General features: G+C 34.6%; 13 protein-coding genes. 9 read left to right on the top strand and 4 right to left on the bottom strand.

Features of this window, described 5'->3' with window-relative positions; translation table 11 throughout:
• The first annotated feature begins 109 nt into the window (after positions 1 to 109).
• Positions 110 to 3,790 carry a phosphoribosylformylglycinamidine synthase gene (purL, locus tag ACJAZK_RS01620; protein ID WP_415222284.1) on the top strand — a complete coding sequence of 1,227 codons (3,681 nt, stop codon included), beginning with the start codon at positions 110 to 112 and terminating at the stop codon, positions 3,788 to 3,790.
• 75 nt (positions 3,791 to 3,865) lie between these two features.
• On the opposite strand, the gene ACJAZK_RS01615 is transcribed toward purL, so the two are convergent.
• A complete protein-coding gene (locus ACJAZK_RS01615; RefSeq protein WP_415222283.1) occupies positions 3,866 to 4,417 on the bottom strand; it encodes a hypothetical protein in 552 nt (183 codons plus the stop codon).
• Between the two features lie 218 nt (positions 4,418 to 4,635).
• On the opposite strand from ACJAZK_RS01615, the gene ACJAZK_RS01610 reads away from it, so the two are divergent.
• The 5 genes from ACJAZK_RS01610 (at position 4,636) to ACJAZK_RS01590 (ending at position 12,482) form a co-directional block, all read left to right on the top strand.
• The gene (locus ACJAZK_RS01610) at positions 4,636 to 6,408 is read left to right on the top strand and encodes an AMP-dependent synthetase/ligase (RefSeq protein WP_415222282.1); all 1,773 of its coding nucleotides are present in this window, start codon (positions 4,636 to 4,638) and stop codon (positions 6,406 to 6,408) included.
• Positions 6,409 to 6,550: 142 nt separating this feature from the next.
• The gene (locus ACJAZK_RS01605; protein WP_415222281.1) at positions 6,551 to 7,006 is read left to right on the top strand and encodes a MarR family winged helix-turn-helix transcriptional regulator; all 456 of its coding nucleotides are present in this window, start codon (positions 6,551 to 6,553) and stop codon (positions 7,004 to 7,006) included.
• A gap of 1 nt (position 7,007) precedes the next feature.
• A complete protein-coding gene (locus ACJAZK_RS01600) occupies positions 7,008 to 9,416 on the top strand; it encodes a 3-hydroxyacyl-CoA dehydrogenase/enoyl-CoA hydratase family protein (protein ID WP_415222280.1) in 2,409 nt (802 codons plus the stop codon).
• Positions 9,417 to 9,420: 4 nt separating this feature from the next.
• Entirely contained in the window at positions 9,421 to 10,614 is a 1,194-nt protein-coding gene (locus ACJAZK_RS01595) for an acetyl-CoA C-acyltransferase (protein WP_415222279.1), read from the top strand.
• A 62-nt stretch (positions 10,615 to 10,676) separates the two neighbouring features.
• Positions 10,677 to 12,482 (top strand): acyl-CoA dehydrogenase family protein, encoded by a 1,806-nt coding sequence (locus ACJAZK_RS01590; protein WP_415222278.1) that lies wholly within the window; start codon positions 10,677 to 10,679, stop codon positions 12,480 to 12,482.
• Positions 12,483 to 12,564: 82 nt separating this feature from the next.
• On the opposite strand, the gene ACJAZK_RS01585 is transcribed toward ACJAZK_RS01590, so the two are convergent.
• Complete coding sequence (locus ACJAZK_RS01585; RefSeq protein ID WP_415222277.1) at positions 12,565 to 13,977, bottom strand: N-acetylmuramoyl-L-alanine amidase; 1,413 nt, start codon at positions 13,975 to 13,977, stop codon at positions 12,565 to 12,567.
• A complete protein-coding gene (locus ACJAZK_RS01580) occupies positions 13,978 to 14,364 on the bottom strand; it encodes a BlaI/MecI/CopY family transcriptional regulator (protein ID WP_415222335.1) in 387 nt (128 codons plus the stop codon). It lies immediately after the preceding gene.
• 97 nt (positions 14,365 to 14,461) lie between these two features.
• On the opposite strand from ACJAZK_RS01580, the gene ACJAZK_RS01575 reads away from it, so the two are divergent.
• From ACJAZK_RS01575 to ACJAZK_RS01565, 3 genes are read left to right on the top strand one after another with little or no spacing between them, the layout of a single operon-like run.
• Entirely contained in the window at positions 14,462 to 15,745 is a 1,284-nt protein-coding gene (locus ACJAZK_RS01575; RefSeq protein ID WP_415222276.1) for a nuclear transport factor 2 family protein, read from the top strand.
• A gap of 9 nt (positions 15,746 to 15,754) precedes the next feature.
• Positions 15,755 to 16,240, top strand: coding sequence for a DUF6265 family protein (locus tag ACJAZK_RS01570; RefSeq protein WP_415222275.1), 486 nt, complete (start codon positions 15,755 to 15,757; stop codon positions 16,238 to 16,240).
• 5 nt (positions 16,241 to 16,245) lie between these two features.
• Positions 16,246 to 17,004 carry a CBM9 family sugar-binding protein gene (locus ACJAZK_RS01565; protein ID WP_415222274.1) on the top strand — a complete coding sequence of 253 codons (759 nt, stop codon included), beginning with the start codon at positions 16,246 to 16,248 and terminating at the stop codon, positions 17,002 to 17,004.
• 3 nt (positions 17,005 to 17,007) lie between these two features.
• Here ACJAZK_RS01565 and ACJAZK_RS01560 read toward each other — a convergent pair whose 3' ends face one another.
• Positions 17,008 to 18,810, bottom strand: a complete 1,803-nt coding sequence (locus ACJAZK_RS01560) for a glycoside hydrolase family 15 protein (RefSeq protein ID WP_415222273.1) — start codon at positions 18,808 to 18,810, stop codon at positions 17,008 to 17,010.
• Positions 18,811 to 18,847 lie beyond the last annotated feature (37 nt).

Below are 18,847 nucleotides of genomic sequence, written 5' to 3'. Positions count from 1 at the left end.
TGGTTAACAAAACGTGAATAACTCTAAATTTTCAATACTAATAACCCTTTAGAATATAGCTAAAAAGTGTAAATTTGGAAATTCAGAAAACACAACTAAATACAATATAATGATTCATTTCTTCGGAAACCAAAACAGTAAAGTCTTTGCTGTTCAAGCAACAAAAGAATTATCAGCACAAACCATAGCTAAGTTGACGTGGTTATTTGGGAACCAACCAAAACTAGAACAAGCATCTCTCGATGCTTTTTTTGTTGGCCCACGTGTAGCGATGATCACACCTTGGAGTACAAATGCTGTTGAAATCACACAAAACATGGGTGTTATAGGCATTATTCGTATTGAGGAGTTTGAAAACTGTAAGGAGAACTTTGATGGTTTTGACCCAATGATTTCTGAACCATATAACGGTTTAAATCAAGCGTCATTTACAATTGACATCCAACCAAAAAGCATACTTAATATTGAAGATATCTCAGCTTATAATCAACAAGAAGGGTTAGCTTTAAATGATGATGAAATAGAATACCTTGAAGGTGTTTCAAAAAAGATTGGCAGACCTTTAACCGATTCTGAAGTTTTTGGATTCTCCCAAGTCAATTCTGAGCACTGTCGACATAAAATATTTAATGGCACTTTTGTTATTGATGGAGAAGAGCAAACGACTTCCTTGTTCCAAATGATAAAAGAAACCTCTAAGCAATTTCCTAATGATATTGTTTCTGCATACAAAGATAATGTCGCTTTTATTAAAGGCCCAAAAGTGGAACAATTTGCTCCTAAAACAGCAGATAAGCCAGACTTTTATCAAACAAAAGATTTCAATTCGGTCATCTCTATCAAAGCCGAAACACATAACTTCCCAACTACAGTAGAACCCTTTAATGGCGCTGCTACTGGATCTGGAGGAGAAATCAGAGATAGACTTGCTGGCGGGAAAGGCTCTTTACCATTAGCAGGATCAGCAGTGTATATGACTTCCTATTCACGTTTGGAAGAAAAGAGACCTTGGGAACAAAAGTTTGAAGCTAGAGACTGGCTATATCAAACTCCGGTTGATATTTTAATAAAGGCATCCAATGGAGCATCCGATTTTGGAAATAAATTTGGACAGCCTTTAATTACGGGTTCTGTATTAACTTTTGAGCATAATGAAAACCCCTCTTCAAGCTCCTCAAAACCTAGAAAACTAGGTTATGATAAAGTGATTATGCAAGCCGGTGGAATTGGTTACGCAAAAGCAGAACAAGCTTTAAAGGACACGCCTAAAAAAGGAGATAAAATCGTAATTCTTGGTGGAGAAAATTATAGAATTGGAATGGGTGGAGCTGCAGTTTCATCTGCAGACACAGGAGAATTCGCTTCAGGAATTGAACTAAATGCGGTGCAACGTTCTAATCCAGAAATGCAAAAACGTGCTGCAAATGCGATTCGTGGAATGGTAGAAAGTGAAGAAAACTTTATTGTCTCTATTCACGATCACGGTGCTGGAGGTCATTTAAATTGTTTATCAGAATTAGTAGAAGATACAGGTGGTAAAATCGATTTAGATAAATTACCTATTGGAGACCCAACGTTGTCGGCAAAAGAAATTATTGGTAATGAATCTCAAGAAAGAATGGGATTAGTAATTGCCAAAAAACATATAAATACCTTACAAAAAATTGCTGAGCGTGAGCGTTCACCAATGTATACCGTTGGGGAGGTCACAGGAAACAATCGGTTTACTTTTGAGTCAAAATCTAAAGGTGACAAACCTATGGATTTAGCTTTAGAAGATATGTTTGGATCTTCTCCTAAAACAGTTTTAAACGATAGCACAATCATAAGAAAATATAAAAACCCAAGGTATAAGACTAAGAATTTACAAATCTATTTAGAGCAAGTCTTACAGTTAGAAGCGGTTGCTTGTAAAGATTGGTTAACAAACAAAGTAGACAGATGTGTTGGTGGCAAAGTAGCAAAACAACAATGTGTTGGTTCACTACAAATCCCTTTAAATAATGTTGGCGTAATGGCGTTAGATTATAAAGGAAAAGAAGGCATTGCAACCTCTATTGGACACTCTCCTATTTCTGGTTTAATTCATCCAGAAGCTGGAAGTAGAAATTCTATAACAGAGTCTTTAACGAATATTATTTGGGCACCCTTAAAGGATAATTTAGCATCTATTTCTTTATCTGCTAATTGGATGTGGCCTTGTAAAAACGAAGGTGAAGATGCACGTTTATATAAAGCAGTAAAGGCCATTTCTGAGTTTGCTATTGATTTAGGAATCAATGTTCCAACAGGAAAAGACTCCTTGTCTATGAAGCAAAAATATGCTGATGGTGACGTTATATCTCCAGGAACAGTTATTATTTCGGCTGCAGCAAATTGCAATGACATCTCTAAAGTTATAGAACCTGTTTTAAAACTAAATGGAGGAAACATATACTATATAAATATTTCTCAAGATGATTTTAAATTAGGAGGAAGCTCTTTTAACCAAACCTTAAATGCGATTGGAAATGAAGCTCCTGACGTTACAAATTCAGCTTTTGTAAAAAACACGTTTAATACGATTCAGGAATTAATTAAAGCAGGAAAAATTTCAGCAGGTCACGATGTTGCATCCGGAGGGTTAATTACAACTTTATTAGAACTTTGTTTTGCTGATAGAAATTTAGGTGCAGATTACGATTTCTCGGCATTACATGAGGAGGACTCGTTAAAGCTTTTATTTTCTGAAAATGCAGGTATTGTTTTTCAAGCAGATATTTCCGCAGAAAAAATATTATCAGAAAATGGTGTTGAATTTTTCAATATAGGAACTGTAAATAACTCAGAAAAAGTAAGCATCAAAAATAATGAAGATACTTTCGATTTAGATGTTTCAGAGCTGAGAGATGTTTGGTATAAAACGTCTTATTTATTAGACAATAAACAAACTGCTAACGGGTTAGCCAAAAATAGATTTGACAATTATAAAAATCAAACTTTACAATACTGTTTCCCTGAACATTTCACGGGTAAACTTCCTATAATTTCTAGCTCAGCTGTAAGACCAAAGGCTGCCATTATTAGAGAGAAAGGGAGTAATTCTGAACGCGAAATGGCAAATGCTATGTATTTAGCTGGTTTTGATGTCAAAGATGTCCACATGACCGATTTAATTTCTGGGCGTGAAACGTTAGAAGATATTCAATTTATTGGGGCAGTTGGAGGGTTTTCTAATTCAGATGTTTTAGGTTCTGCCAAAGGTTGGGCAGGCGCTTTTAAATACAATGCAAAAGCAAAAAAATCTTTAAAAAACTTCTTTAAAAGAGAAGACACCTTATCTGTTGGAATTTGTAACGGAGCTCAATTATGGATGGAATTAGATTTAATTAATCCAAAGCATAAAGTGCATGGGAAATTGATTCACAATGATTCTAAAAAACACGAATCTTCATTTACGTCTGTTAGAATTCAAGACAACAATTCAGTAATGCTATCTACTTTAGCAGGTTCAGAATTAGGGGTTTGGATATCTCATGGAGAAGGAAAATTTAACTTACCCGAATCTGAAGACAACTACAACATTGTCGCCAAGTACAGCTATGAAGGGTATCCAAATAATCCAAATGGATCTGACTTTAACACAGCCATGCTATCTGACAAAACGGGAAGGCATTTAGTGACAATGCCACATATTGAGCGCTCTACGTTTCAATGGAATTGGGCAAATTATCCAGAAAACAGAACAGATGAGGTATCGCCTTGGCTTGAAGCATTTGTAAATGCTAGACTTTGGGTTGAGAAAAAATAAAAAGCATGAAAAAAACCCTAAAGTTAAGCTTTAGGGTTTTTCTTCGATTATGAAAATTCTCCTCGTTGAATAGGACTATTCAATAAGGTTGTAAATGAGAGTTGCACTCCCAGTATATTCTTCAACAACACCACCTTGGTTTAAAAAATCATTATCTCCAAAAAAACCAAACCCTAATAAATATTCAAAAGGAATAATAAAAGTTAGCACACTACTATCTTCTGTAAGTTGAGCCGAGTAGTAAAATTGATTATTAAAACTTATATTAATAATATTTTCTTCTTGTTGATAAGTAAGCATTGCTCCATCAGGTTCTACACAGTAATTATTTTGGGTTCCATTAGAAACTGTAAATGCAATTGTTCTTCGAGTTGGAGACCAAAAAACATTGTCGTTATCAAAAAACAACTCATTAACAAAACAATCAGCACCTTCTTCTAGTAAATCTGTCGAAAACAGATTGTCTCCATTTAAATCTACACTATTTTCAATACTATAATTTGTTAATTCGTAAGTTTTCCCTTCAATTAAAAACTCTTCCAATGGGTCTACTTGAATAGGAGTGTCATCATTTTCGCAAGTGAATAATGTAAAAGATAAAATAAATAAGGCAGCTAATTTTTTCATAAGGAAAGTGTTTGTTTAAATAATAGATGATAAAAAAGCTAAAAGGTTGCGTCGGTTCTAATTATATTTTAATGCTGATAAAAATAATGCAGCAATCGTTTATCAAATTCATAAAAAATCAAAGGGTTCATTAACAGTAATCCCTTTTTTTTATGTCGTATTTGAAAATTCATTTTAATTTCATATTTTGCAAGTATACAATCTTATTACATCCTTTAATGACAGAAATAACCAGACTTTTTGATTTCCCGTATTATCAATTAAAACATAAACCAAATGATAAAGCACTGGTTACTAAGTATGATGGTAAATGGGAAGCCATGTCTACAAAAGAATATTTAGACAAGTCCAATACCATAAGTAGAGCATTGTTGCGCTTAGGTATTCAAAAAGATGACAAAATTGCGGTTATTTCCACAACAAATAGAACCGAATGGAATATTATGGATATTGGTATTCTTCAAACGGGAGCACAAAATATCCCTATCTATCCAACTATTTGTGCAGAAGACTATGAGTATGTTTTAAACCATAGCGAAAGTATCTATTGCTTTGTATCAGATTTAGAAGTCTTAGAAAAGGTAAGAAAAGTTCAAGCGAATACAAGAATCAAAGAGGTCTATTCATTTAATCATATTGAAGGTTGCAAGCATTATTCAGAATTATTTGAATTAGGAAAAGATGAAAGTAATCAACAAGAAGTCGAAGCACGTAAAGATGCTGTACAACCCCAAGATCTAGCTACTATAATTTACACTTCTGGAACCACTGGAAGGCCAAAAGGTGTCATGCTCTCTCACTGGAATATTACTAGTAATGCTTTGGATAGTTCACCGAGAGTACCTTTGGTAGAAGGAGAAAATCGTGTATTGAGTTTTTTACCAATATGCCATATTTTTGAACGCGTCTTAATCTACGTTTACCAATATGCAGGAACATCTATTTATTATGCTGAAGGTATTGATAAAATAGGTGATAATGCTAAAGAGATAAAACCAAATTTAATGAGCGTGGTGCCTCGATTACTAGAAAAGGTTTTCGATAAAATAATGCTTAAAGGTGAAGAACTAACAGGCATAAAAAAAGTCCTTTTCTTTTGGGCTGTAAGACTAGGAGAGCGCTGGGAACCATACGGTGCCAACGGTGCTTGGTATGAATTTCAGCTCAAAATAGCCAACAAGCTTATTTTTAGTAAATGGCGAGAAGCGTTAGGAGGAGAATTGGGAACAATGGTCTCAGGTAGTGCGGCGCTTCAACCAAGATTAGCTCGAGTTTTTGGAGCTGCCAATATGCAAGTTATGGAAGGCTACGGATTGACAGAAACCTCTCCTGTAGTTTCTGTAGGTTTATATAAAGACAACATGTATAAAGTAGGCTGTGTAGGCAAACCAATAGACAACGTAGAGGTTAAAATAGCAGATGATGGAGAAGTCTTAATAAAAGGACCAAATGTGATGATCGGCTACTACAAAGATCCTGAAAAAACAGCTAGCGTTATGACTGGTGACTATTTTCATACGGGAGATAAAGGTAAGATTGACGCTGATGGCTTTTTAAAAATCACAGGTCGTAAAAAAGAAATGTTCAAAACCTCTGGAGGTAAATACGTGATTCCCCCGCTTTTAGAAAATGATATGAAACAATCCCTTTTCATAGAACAGATTATGGTTGTAGGTGAAGGTGAAAAAATGCCAGCAGCTTTAATCCAACCAAATTTTGATTTTATACGAGATTGGATTTCCCTTAAAAAGCATGCTATTGGTATAACTAATGCTGAAATAGCGAGATCCGAAATTGTAATAAACCGCATTCAAAAAGATGTAGACAAATACAATAAGAACTTTGGTAAATGGGAACAAATTAAACGCTTTGAACTCACGCCAGACGTTTGGTCTATAGGTGGTGGACAATTAACGCCTACTATGAAAATGAAACGCGACATTATAAAAGGCATTTATCAAGACCTCTATGATAAGATTTATCGCGTATAGTTGAACCTTTCCTGTTTCTTCGGAAACATCCTATATTAAATTACTAGGTCCACAATATGAAAACTTAAGCATACATAATTTTTTCTTAAATACTATGCATGCATAGTATTTTTTAGTATATTTGAATTCCAATATTCAAATTATGAAGGATAAAACTATTGACTATGTGCTTAGAACTACTTGGTTAGCGGTCAATAAAATGTACAATGAGGAAGCGTCACAATTTGATACGACCATGGCAACTGGTTTTGCTTTATTGAGTATAGACCCAGAGAATGGCACACCTTCAACATCACTAGGCCCTAAAATGGGAATGGAAGCAACTAGCCTTTCTAGAACACTAAAAACCATGCAAGAAAAAGGTCTCATTATTAGAAAACCTAATCCAGAAGATGGTCGCGGTGTTCTCATTTTTTTAACCGATTTTGGGAGAGAAAAAAGAGCCTATGCAAAAGAAAAAGTACTAACTTTTAACGAAACGATAAAAGCGAATGTATCTTCAGAAGCACTACAACATTTTTATAAAGTTTCCGAAGTCATCAATAATATGATTTCCAACAAACAGATATACAACCAAAAAGAATACATTTTAAAATAAGATGAGCAAACGTAGAATAAAAAAAATAGCCATTATTGGTTCAGGAATTATGGGAAGCGGCATCGCTTGCCATTTTGCTAATATAGGTGTTGATGTTTTATTATTAGACATTGTACCTAGAGAGCTTAGCGCTAAAGAAGAAGCGCAAGGCTTAACTTTAGAAGATAACGTTGTTAGAGACAGATTAGTAAATGATGCACTTACTGCATCTATCAAATCTAAACCTGCACCACTCTATCATCCTTCTTTCGCAAATCGTATTACTACAGGAAACTTAGAAGACGATATTGCTAAAGTGAAGGATGTAGATTGGATTATGGAGGTGGTCGTTGAAAGACTAGATATCAAACAACAAGTTTTTGAAAAACTTGAAAAATACAGAACTCCAGGAACCTTAATTACGTCAAATACCTCAGGTATTCCTATTAAGTTTATGAGTGAAGGACGAAGTGAAGATTTTCAGAAGCATTTCTGCGGAACACACTTCTTTAACCCTGCGCGTTACTTAAAATTATTTGAAATCATACCTGGACCAAAAACAGATTTGGATGTATTAGATTTCTTAAATGAATATGGAGAAAAGTTCTTAGGAAAAACTTCTGTAGTGGCTAAAGATACGCCTGCATTTATTGGAAATCGTATTGGTATTTTCAGTATACAAAGTTTATTTCATGTCGTCAAAGATTTAGATTTAACCATTGAAGACGTTGATAAATTATCAGGACCTGTTATTGGTCGTCCAAAGTCGGCAACTTTTAGAACTGTAGATGTTGTTGGATTGGACACTTTGGTTCATGTTGCAAACGGAATTAGAGAAAACTGTCCGAAAGACGAACGTTTAGAGTTGTTTGAATTACCAGAGTTCATCAATACCATGATGGAAAATAAATGGTTAGGAAGTAAAACCGGACAAGGATTCTACAAAAAAATCAGAAATGACGATGGTTCTTCTGAAATTTTATCACTAGACTTAAATTCTCTTGAATATAGACCCTCAAAAAAAGCAAAATTCGCGACTTTAGAACTAACAAAAGCGATTGATAGAGTTGCAGATCGTTTTAAAGTATTAGTAAAAGGAAAAGATAAAGCAGGAGAGTTCTACAGAAAGAGTTTTTCAGCATTATTCGCATACGTTTCAAATCGTATTCCTGAAATCACTGATGAGCTCTATAAGATTGATGACGCAATGAAAGCTGGTTTTGGCTGGGAACATGGTCCTTTCCAAATTTGGGATGCCATTGGTGTTGAAAAAGGAATTGAAATGATGGAAGCTGAAGGTTTAAAATCTGCAGATTGGGTTCATGACATGGTTGCTTCAGGAAGCGACAGCTTCTACTCTATTCAGGATGGTGCAACATTTAGTTATGATATTCCGAAGAAAATACAAGAAAAAATTCCTGGACAAGACAGTTTTATCATTTTAGATAATGTTAGAAAAACAACTGAAGTTTTCAAAAACTCTGGTGTTTCTGTTCAAGATTTAGGAGATGGTATTCTTAATGTAGAATTCCAATCTAAAATGAATACGATTGGTGGTGATGTTTTAGCAGGATTAAATAAAGCTATTGATATGGCTGAAAAAGATTTTGCTGGACTAGTTGTTGGTAATCAAGGTCCTAATTTCTCTGTTGGTGCAAATATAGGCATGATTTTCATGATGGCTGCAGAGCAAGAGTATGACGAGCTAAACGCAGCAATTAAATATTTCCAAGATACGATGATGCGCATGCGTTATTCTTCAATCCCTACAATTTCTGCTCCTCACGGAATGGCACTTGGTGGTGGTTGTGAGATTTCATTACACGCAGATAAAATTGTAGCAGCAGCAGAAACTTATATGGGACTTGTGGAGTTTGGTGTAGGTGTTATCCCTGGTGGTGGTGGCTCTAAAGAAATGGCTTTAAGAGCATCAGATACCTTTAGAAAAGGTGATGTGCAATTAAATACACTTCAAGAATACTTTTTAACTATTGGTATGGCAAAAGTATCAACTTCTGCTTATGAAGCATTTGACTTAGGGTTGATGCAACAAGGAAAGGATGTTGTTGTGGTTAATAAAAATCGTCAACTAGCAACTGCGAAAGCACATGCTAAATTAATGGCAGAAGCTGGTTACACACAACCTGTTCACAGAAAGGATGTATTAGTACTTGGTAAACAAGCCTTAGGCATGTTCATGGTCGGTACAGATTCTATGAAAGACTCTAAATACATTAGCGAGCACGATATGAAGATTGCTAACAAACTAGCTTATGTTATGGCTGGTGGTGATTTGTCTGAGCCAACTTTAGTAAGCGAGCAATATTTATTAGACTTAGAGCGTGAAGCTTTCCTTTCGCTTTGTACAGAACGTAAAACTTTGGAAAGAATTCAGCATATGTTAACCAAAGGTAAACCTTTAAGAAACTAAGAAAATGAAAACAGCATATATAGTAAAAGCATATAGAACCGCAGTTGGTAAAGCACCAAAAGGCGTGTTCCGTTTTAAAAGAACAGATGAATTGGCCGCCGAAACTATCAAATATATGATGAAGGAATTGCCAGGTCTAGACCCTAAGCGTATTGATGATGTTATCGTTGGTAATGCAATGCCAGAAGGTGCTCAAGGATTAAATATGGCACGTTTAATCTCTTTAATGGGATTAGAAGTTGTAGATGTTCCTGGAGTAACTGTTAACCGTTTTTGCTCTTCTGGAGTAGAAACTATTGGTATGGCAACAGCCAAAATTCAAGCGGGAATGGCAGATTGTATTATCGCTGGTGGTGCAGAAAGCATGAGTAGCGTTCCTATGACCGGTTTTAAACCAGAATTAAATTACGATGCCATTGTAAAAAATGGTCACGAAGATTATTATTGGGGAATGGGAAATACTGCGGAGGCGGTTGCCAACCAATTTAAAATCTCTCGTGAAGATCAGGATGAATTTGCATACCATTCACATATGAAAGCATTGCGAGCTTTAAAAGAGGATCGTTTTCAAGATCAAATTGTACCAATTACTGTTGATGAAACTTATGTGGATTCAAATGGTAAAAAAGCAACAAGATCATACGTTGTAAATAAAGATGAAGGTCCTCGTGCTGGAACTAGTAAAGAAGCTTTAGCAAAATTGCGCGCAGTATTTGCTGCTGGAGGAAGTGTTACAGCTGGTAACTCATCACAAATGAGTGATGGTGCAGCCTTTGTTATGGTCATGAGCGAAGCTATGGTTAAAGAGTTACATCTTGAGCCAATCGCGCGACTAGTAAATTATGCAGCTGCAGGTGTTGAGCCTCGTGTTATGGGAATTGGTCCCGTAAAAGCCATACCGAAAGCATTAAAGCAAGCCGGTTTAAAACAAGACGATTTATCATTAATTGAATTGAATGAGGCTTTTGCTTCTCAATCGCTAGCGGTTATTCGTGAATTAAACTTAAATCCTGATATCATTAACGTCAATGGTGGTGCGATTGCTTTAGGTCACCCATTAGGTTGTACCGGAGCAAAACTATCAGTACAATTATTTGATGAAATGCGTAAGCAAAACATGCAAGGTAAGTATGGCGCAGTAACGATGTGTGTTGGTACTGGTCAAGGTGCTTGCGGTGTGTTTGAATTTCTTTCTTAAAAAGATAGAGATCAAGACAAAAAGACAAATAAAAAAAAGAACAAAAAGATTATATCATAGTTATGGAAGCAACTCAAGAAAAAGAATTATTAAGAGGTGGACAATTCCTAGTAAAGGAAACAAAATGTGAAGATATATTTACTCCTGAAGATTTTTCAGAAGAGCAAAATATGATGAAAGATGCAGTTACGGAATTTAACGACCGTGAAATCATACCTCACAAGGCGCGTTTTGAAAATAAAGATTATGCATTAACTGAAGCCGTTATGCGTAAAGCTGGTGAATTAGGATTTTTAGGTGTGGCTGTCCCCGAAGCTTATGGTGGTATGGGAATGGGCTTTGTATCTACAGTATTAACATGTGACTATATCTCTAGTGGTACTGGATCTTTTAGTACCGCATTTGGGGCGCATACTGGTATTGGAACTATGCCAATTACCTTGTACGGAACTGAAGCTCAAAAACAAAAATATGTACCTAAATTAGCTTCTGGTGAGTGGTTTGGAGCTTACTGTTTAACAGAACCAGGTGCAGGATCTGATGCCAATTCAGGTAAAACAACTGCTGAACTCACAGAAGACGGTAAATCATATAAAATCAACGGTCAAAAAATGTGGATCTCTAACGCTGGTTTTTGTAGCGTGATGATCGTTTTTGCTCGTATTGAAGGTGATAAAAACATTACAAGTTTTATTGTAGAAAATGATGCTGCAAATGGAATCACTATGGGTGAAGAGGAACATAAATTAGGTATTCGCGCCTCTTCTACGCGTCAAGTATTCTTCAATGATACTGTAGTACCAATCGAAAACATGCTAGCCGGTCGTGGTGAAGGATTTAAAATCGCAATGAACGCACTTAACGTTGGTCGTATTAAATTAGCTGCTGCTTGTTTAGATTCTCAAAGAAGAATTTTAACATACGGCGTAAAATACGCTATGGAGCGTAGACAATTTAAAACACCTATTGCAGATTTTGGAGCTATTAAAATGAAGTTAGCTAAAATGGCGACTGATGCTTATGCTGGTGAATCTGCAACCTATAGAGCCTCTAAAAATATTGAAGATAGAATTGCTTTACGTGAAGCTGCAGGAAATACACACCAAGAGGCAGAACTTAAAGGTGTTGAAGAATATGCCATTGAATGTTCCATCTTAAAGGTAGCCGTTTCTGAAGATGTACAAAACTGTGCAGATGAAGGGATTCAAATTTTTGGTGGTATGGGCTTCTCTGAAGAAACACCTATGGAATCTGCTTGGAGAGATGCACGTATTGCACGTATCTATGAAGGAACTAACGAAATCAACAGAATGTTAGCTGTTGGTATGTTAGTAAAGAAAGCAATGAAAGGTCATGTTGATTTATTAGGACCAGCAACTGCTGTAGCTAACGAATTAATGGGTGTCCCTTCTTTTGAAACACCAGATTATTCGGAGTTATTTTCAGAAGAAAAAGCAATACTTGGGAGACTTAAAAAAGTATTCTTAATGGTTGCAGGCGCTGCTGTTCAAAAGTATGGTACAGACTTAGATAAACATCAACAGTTATTAATTGCGTCTTCAGATATCTTAATTGAAATCTACATGGCAGAATCTACTCTATTAAGAACTGAGAAAAACGTAAAACGTACTAGTGCAAAAGCACAAGCTGTACAAATAGCAATGTCTAAATTATACCTATACAATGCAGTAAGTTTGATTGAAAACAAAGGAAAAGAAAGTATTATTTCTTTTGCTGAAGGGGACGAACAACGTATGATGTTAATGGGACTTAAACGCTTCACGAAGTATACAAACTTCCCAGATATCGTTGATTTACGTAATGAGATTGCTGAGAAAGTAAAAGCAGAGGGTAAATATTGCTTTTAGTATAATACCGAAATCAAAATTCCTTAATATTAATAAGAAGCCAATTCAATTACTGAATTGGCTTTTTACATTGAAGATCTTACTATAAATCTCTTATCTCCAGTAGACCCTCATATATAGCCTTAGCAATTTTCACTTGTTGCTCTTTATCCGTAAGTACTTTTCTATCATTTTCATTAGTTAAAAACCCTAATTCAAGTGAAATCCCGGGCACCTTTGTATTATTTAATAGAAAAAGTTTGGCTGTCTTAACACCTCTATTTGAAAAATGATCCAATTGATGTTCCACTAAAATTTCAGCATAAGTAAGCGTTATTTTGTTATGTGTACTTTCTGAGTCATAATACGCTTCCACTCCATTAACTAATTTATTTTGACTTGCATTACAGTGCAGACTCAAAAACAAATCTGGCTTTGTAGTATTTATAAAATCTGTTCGTTCTCTTAATGTTAGAAATTCATCATGACTTCTCGTTTGTATGATTTTAACTTTTTCGTCGGCTAGAGACGCTAAGACATTAGATATGTCTAAAACAATATCCTTTTCAATAGAATTACCAGAATCTTTCCCACCATGTCCAGCATCTATAACCACTATTAACGGGTCATTATTTATTTCTTTGTAAGTGCAGCTAAACACAAAAATGCATGAAAAAAGTAATACAACTGAAGTGATTTTTAAAGTGCGTTGTAATAAAGATGATTTTGATTGATGTAACATAATGATTCGATTTTTGATTTGAATGAAATTAAATCCGCTAGTCAAAGGAACATGGTATTCCTTGTGTCCTGATTTTATAATGGTTTGAGAATAGGTTTCGAGATCTATTCCTGATTGTACGGTTTGACTGTCTGCAATAAACTCATGATTTTGAACCATCGCCTTTTTATAAAGCCACATAAATGGATTAAACCAAAAGAAACAGAGTAATAGTTCTATAAAGATAACATCGACTGTATGCTTTTCATTACAATGCACAAGTTCATGTTGAATCACACTTTTAGAATAGTCTTCATCATTTAAACTTTCAGAATTAATAAACAAATAGTTAAAGAAACTAGACCCATTTTTATGGTCGTTAGTCTCCACTAATTTCAAATTCCCAATACTTGAGTGATTTTGCTTTGTAAGTTTTATAATGTCATATAAATTCTTGATAAATCTTAAAAGAAAACCAATAGATATAAATAGGTACAAATACCAAAGCATAGCAAATAATGTAAAGTTAGACGTTTCAGTTTCTACTGTAGTTCCAATATTTACAAGCGCTTCGGAAATGCTATTTTCTACGGAAGGTTTAAATGATATTTCAGTTAAGCTAGGTACTGCTTCAAACGTATTAATTTCTAGTACTGGAGCTAACAAACAAAGCGAGACACTTACTAAGAAAAAAAAACGATTAAACTGAAAGGTCTTTTGGTTTTTCAGAATAAAAAAGTAAAGTAAGAACGAACATCCTAAACTTACGACCGTATAAAAAACGTAATCCATCATTTACTTCTTTTTATTGTTAATTTTCTCTTGTAAAAGCTCTTGAAGCGCTTCTAATTCTTGTACCGACAAATCTGCGTTTTTCGTAAAAAATGAAGCAAATTGAGATTTAGAATCATTAAAAAAATGGGTGATCATCCCATTCACTTGCTTAGAGAAATAATCATTTTTCTTTAAAACAGGATAATATTGTTTATCTCTTCCCAGCCTCTCAAAACTTATATAATCTTTATCACACATACGCTTTAATAACGTTGAAATCGTCGTATACGCTGGTTTGGGCTCTGGAAATTGCTCTACAATATCTTTCATGAATCCTTTTTTAAGAATCCATAGATATTTCATGATTTGCAATTCGGTTTTATTAAGCTGTTTTATATCCACAATCATAGTTTTAATACTACAAATGTAGTAATAAAATATAAACCACCAAATTTTAATAAAAGCCATATCAAAACTTTCATATCTTTATCTAAAATAAGCGCTTATGAAATTCATCTACTTCACGTTCACTTTTTTTATTGGAATCCCATCTGTTAATGCACAATCCAATACAGAGATTTTCTTGTATGACGTAGAAGCTACGACTTCAAAAATTGAACTGTCTAATGCCAAAAATCTATCAAATAATCAAGGCTACGATAATCAGCCTTCTTTTTTAGATGATCGTTATATTGTATTTGCTTCCACTAGAAATAATCAAACAGATATTGCAAAATATGATATGCGTTATGATTCAAAATCATGGCTTAATTTTTCGGAGGGAGGCGAATACACCCCTTTAAAAATTCCGAAGAAAAACAACATTTCAGCAGTACGATTAGATACAGATGGGAAACAACGTTTATATACTTACAACATGAGTAACGGTGACTCTACTGAGCTCATACAGGATTTAGTTGTTGCATATTATACATGGTTTGATGAAAATACTGTAGTATCTGCTGTTATTGAAGGAGATGATTTAAACCTATTTGTTACTAATTTACAGGATAATACAAGTAGAAAATACGTGACTAACGTAGGCCGATCATTTCATAGAATCCCAAATTCTAATCTCATAAGTTATATTGCAAAAAAGGATGACAACAACTGGCAAATAAAGTCTCTAAATCCAAAAACAGGAGTCACTACAGTTATTGCAAATACGATGACAGGTGTTGAAGATATTTGCTGGTTGGATAATAAAACGATTTTCAGCGGAAAAGATAACGTACTCTATAAATTAACGTTGAAGAAAGATAACGATTGGAAACAAGTCGCCAATTTATCTTCTGAAGGAATACTAAAAATAACACGTTTGTCAACTAATCCAGAAGGAACAAAACTTTTAATTGCTGGCGCTATTAATACTGAAACTCAAGTTTCCGAAGAAACACAAAAAACAACCGAAAATCAAAGTACAGAACATGAAGAACCTGCGACAGAAAGCTCTACAGAAGCTTCTCAAGTTGAGGCCATAGTTCAAAGAAATCTTGACGCCTACAACGCTAGAAATATCGATGCGTTTATGAAAGACTATGCAGATGATGTTACTTTATATGCGTATCCTAACAAGTTGCAAACTGAAGGTAAAGATGCCATGAGAAAAAGTTACAAAGACTGGTTTGATCGCACCACAGATTTAAGTGCTTTGGTAAAAAAACGAATTGTTATTGGTAATAAGGTCATCGATGAAGAGCAAGTCACTGCAAACGGTGAAGTTTTTAACGCTGTAGCCATATACGAAATAGAGAATGGTAAAATAACTAAGGTCACTTTTATTCAATAAAAACAGCTCATGAACTATTTATATAGCCTCCTATTTTTACTAAGTTTATCTGTATCTGCTCAAACAGAAAAAGATATAGAAATAGTGGATTCACTTGCTCCTAAACTTGAAAATATCAAATGGATCTCAGGGAATTGGAAAGGCGAAGCATTTGGTGGCCAAACCGAAGAAAATTGGAGCGAACCTTCTGGAGGTTCCATGATGGCCACATTTAAACTTATTAATGACGGTGAAGTATCCTTTTATGAAATTGAAATTATTAGAGAAGTAGAAAACTCACTAATCCTTCAGTTAAAGCATTTTGATACTGATTTGAAAGGCTGGGAAACTAAAAACGAAACTGTAGATTTCCCTTTAATTAAAATCACACCAACTCAAGTGATTTTTGAGGGCATGAGTTTTGAAAAGGTAAACGAAAACGAAATGAATGTGTACGTAGATATCAAAAATGATAATGGAGACATAGAACTCGTGAAATTCAATTACAAGAAGTAATCCCAATGAAAAACATCTTATGCTTGGCATTAATTATTATGATCTCTATTGAATGTAAAGAACCCACAACTCCTGTAAGTCCTAAAATTACAAAGCAAGAAAAGCAATTAATAAAAGTTAGCAAAGCACATACAAATATTGTAATTGATGGCAAAGCGGATGAGCCTATTTGGGAAACCCAAAAGTGGTATCCTTTAGATCAATTATGGTTAGGGAATCCATATACAGAAGTAGATTTATCTGGGAAATACAAACTCACTTGGACTAATGAGGCACTTTATCTTTTAGCAGAAATCAAAGATGATATTCTTTTAGACACAGAGAAAGACCCATTAGTTGCATGGTGGAATGATGACTGCTTAGAAATTTTTATAGATGAAGACAACAGTGGTGGTAATCATCAATTTACTCATAATGCATTTGCATACCATATCGCATTAGACGGAAACGTCGTAGATATGTCTCCTAAAGAAAAAGGAAAACTTTACAATTCTCATCTAGAATCAAAACGTATCACTACTGGCAATACGTCTATCTGGGAAGTGAAAATTTTAGTATTTGATGATTCTTACAATGATGATAACAAAAACTCAACAGTTGAATTAAAACCAAATAAACGCATCGGTTTTGCCTTAGCGTATTGCGATAATGATAACAGTAATGAACGAGAGAGTTTTATCGGATCAATCGCTGTTGCGGGTGAGGATAAAAATCAAGGATACATAGATGCCAATATATTTGGAACTTTATTATTAATAGAATAGGGATCAATGCATACCCTCTTTTTCTTTTTCTTCTTCTGTAATATTTGATAAATTAATTGCTGTCTCAATAAGCGCTAAATGCGAATACGCTTGAGGAAAATTACCTAACAAACGTTTAGTTTTAAAATCGATATCTTCACTAAACAAGCCTAAGTGATTGCTATAGGACAATAATTGATCAAACAGTTTTTTAGCTTTTTGTTCTTCACCAATTTTATACAGGCTATTAATAAACCAAAACGTACAAATCGTAAAAGATGAGGACGGTAATCCAAAATCATCTTCATTTTTATAGCGATATAATAATCCGTCATTACTCAAATCACGCTCTATTGCTTTAACGGTACTAACATACTTGGGATCCTTTGCTAAAATAAACCCATAAGGTTCCATTAGTAACACTGAAGCATCTAAATCTTTTGACCCATAACTTTGCGTGAATGCTTGTGCATCATCATTCCAAGCATTGTTCATGATGTCGTCCTTAATTTGTTTCTCTAAAGGCAACCATTTTTTAAGTTTATGCTCCTTACCTAAAATTTTGGCAACCTTAATAGCTTTATCAATCGCTACCCAACATAGTACTTTTGAAAATGTAAAGTGCCTATCTTCTGTTCTAAATTCCCAAATTCCTTTATCTGGTTCTTGCCAATGTTTATTAACCACCCAAACAATACCTTTTGTTATGGACCAAAGTTCCTCTCCATTCTCTATATCTGTATTAAATTTAACTAATTGTTGATGGATGACATCCATTAAAATACCGTAGATATCATTTTGACGTTGTGAAAAAGCAGCATTACCTATGCGTACCGGTTTAGAGTTCATATAGCCTTTAAGATGATCTAGTTGTAACTCTGTCAATTGCTTTTCACCATTAATACCGTACATAATTTGGAGTTTCTCATCCTTATCAGGAATCAAATTAGTTATAAAACTCAAATAGCGTTTAGCCATACGTTTATGCCCTAAATAAGACACTACTTTTATCACCATAGAGGCGTCTCTAATCCAACAAAACCTATAATCCCAATTACGAACCTCTCCAATAGTCTCTGGTAAAGAGGTCGTAACTGCAGCTAAAACAGCGCCTGTTTTCTCATAACTGAGCAGTTTTAAGGTCATCGCACTTCTAGAAATCTCAGCATTATAAGATTTATAAGTAGGTGTACGTTCCATCCAATCAAGCCAATACGCTTTGGTGCGATCTAACTCTATGCACACCTCTTTAGATGTAGACATAAGTAGTTTTTCATTGTAACCAACCTGAAAGTATCCATCGGATTTCAAAGTAATTTCTTCTCCATGAACTACAGCTTTCTTATCCAAGTTGGTATATAGAAAAAGCGAGTCAAATTTTTCCTTATCGGTAAGACTTACAATAAAATCTTTCTTAATATAGGTATTGGTTTTATCTAAAGCATATTCGAGTTTTGGATTATATTTAACTCTAAACCTAGGTTGCCCTTTAATATGTTTAATATATCTAATAACCTCAGGAGGAGCATAGTAATCTCCATTTTCCTTTTTATAGCGTGGCATAAAATCATGTACCTCAAAGCTGTTTTCCTCAGAATAAAAACAGGTGACTAGAATACAAGTATTCTCAACGTACGCTTGTAAAATAGAGTACTCTTTTGACACTAGAAACTCAAAACTTCCGCCAATATCATCATCCAATAATTTTGCAAAAACCGATGAGGAATCAAACTCAGGCAAACAACACCAATCTAGCGATCCTTTTTTCGAAATTAAGGCAGCGCTTCTACAATTTCCGATTATTCCGTAGTCTAAGTTATTATTCAAATCTTTTTTTTATATTAAGTGTTTACAATACAGTTTA

Source organism: Psychroserpens sp. (assembly GCF_047633235.1).
GTDB lineage: Bacteria > Bacteroidota > Bacteroidia > Flavobacteriales > Flavobacteriaceae > Psychroserpens.
This window is presented reverse-complemented; position numbering and strand designations above follow the sequence as displayed.

Coding starts and splice junctions, on each gene's coding strand:
- purL (WP_415222284.1), top strand. CDS start 110: ATGATTCATTTCTTCGGAAACCAAAACAGTAAAGTCTTTGCTGTTCAA.
- ACJAZK_RS01615 (WP_415222283.1), bottom strand. CDS start 4,417: ATGAAAAAATTAGCTGCCTTATTTATTTTATCTTTTACATTATTCACT.
- ACJAZK_RS01610 (WP_415222282.1), top strand. CDS start 4,636: ATGACAGAAATAACCAGACTTTTTGATTTCCCGTATTATCAATTAAAA.
- ACJAZK_RS01605 (WP_415222281.1), top strand. CDS start 6,551: ATGAAGGATAAAACTATTGACTATGTGCTTAGAACTACTTGGTTAGCG.
- ACJAZK_RS01600 (WP_415222280.1), top strand. CDS start 7,008: ATGAGCAAACGTAGAATAAAAAAAATAGCCATTATTGGTTCAGGAATT.
- ACJAZK_RS01595 (WP_415222279.1), top strand. CDS start 9,421: ATGAAAACAGCATATATAGTAAAAGCATATAGAACCGCAGTTGGTAAA.
- ACJAZK_RS01590 (WP_415222278.1), top strand. CDS start 10,677: ATGGAAGCAACTCAAGAAAAAGAATTATTAAGAGGTGGACAATTCCTA.
- ACJAZK_RS01585 (WP_415222277.1), bottom strand. CDS start 13,977: ATGATGGATTACGTTTTTTATACGGTCGTAAGTTTAGGATGTTCGTTC.
- ACJAZK_RS01580 (WP_415222335.1), bottom strand. CDS start 14,364: ATGATTGTGGATATAAAACAGCTTAATAAAACCGAATTGCAAATCATG.
- ACJAZK_RS01575 (WP_415222276.1), top strand. CDS start 14,462: ATGAAATTCATCTACTTCACGTTCACTTTTTTTATTGGAATCCCATCT.
- ACJAZK_RS01570 (WP_415222275.1), top strand. CDS start 15,755: ATGAACTATTTATATAGCCTCCTATTTTTACTAAGTTTATCTGTATCT.
- ACJAZK_RS01565 (WP_415222274.1), top strand. CDS start 16,246: ATGAAAAACATCTTATGCTTGGCATTAATTATTATGATCTCTATTGAA.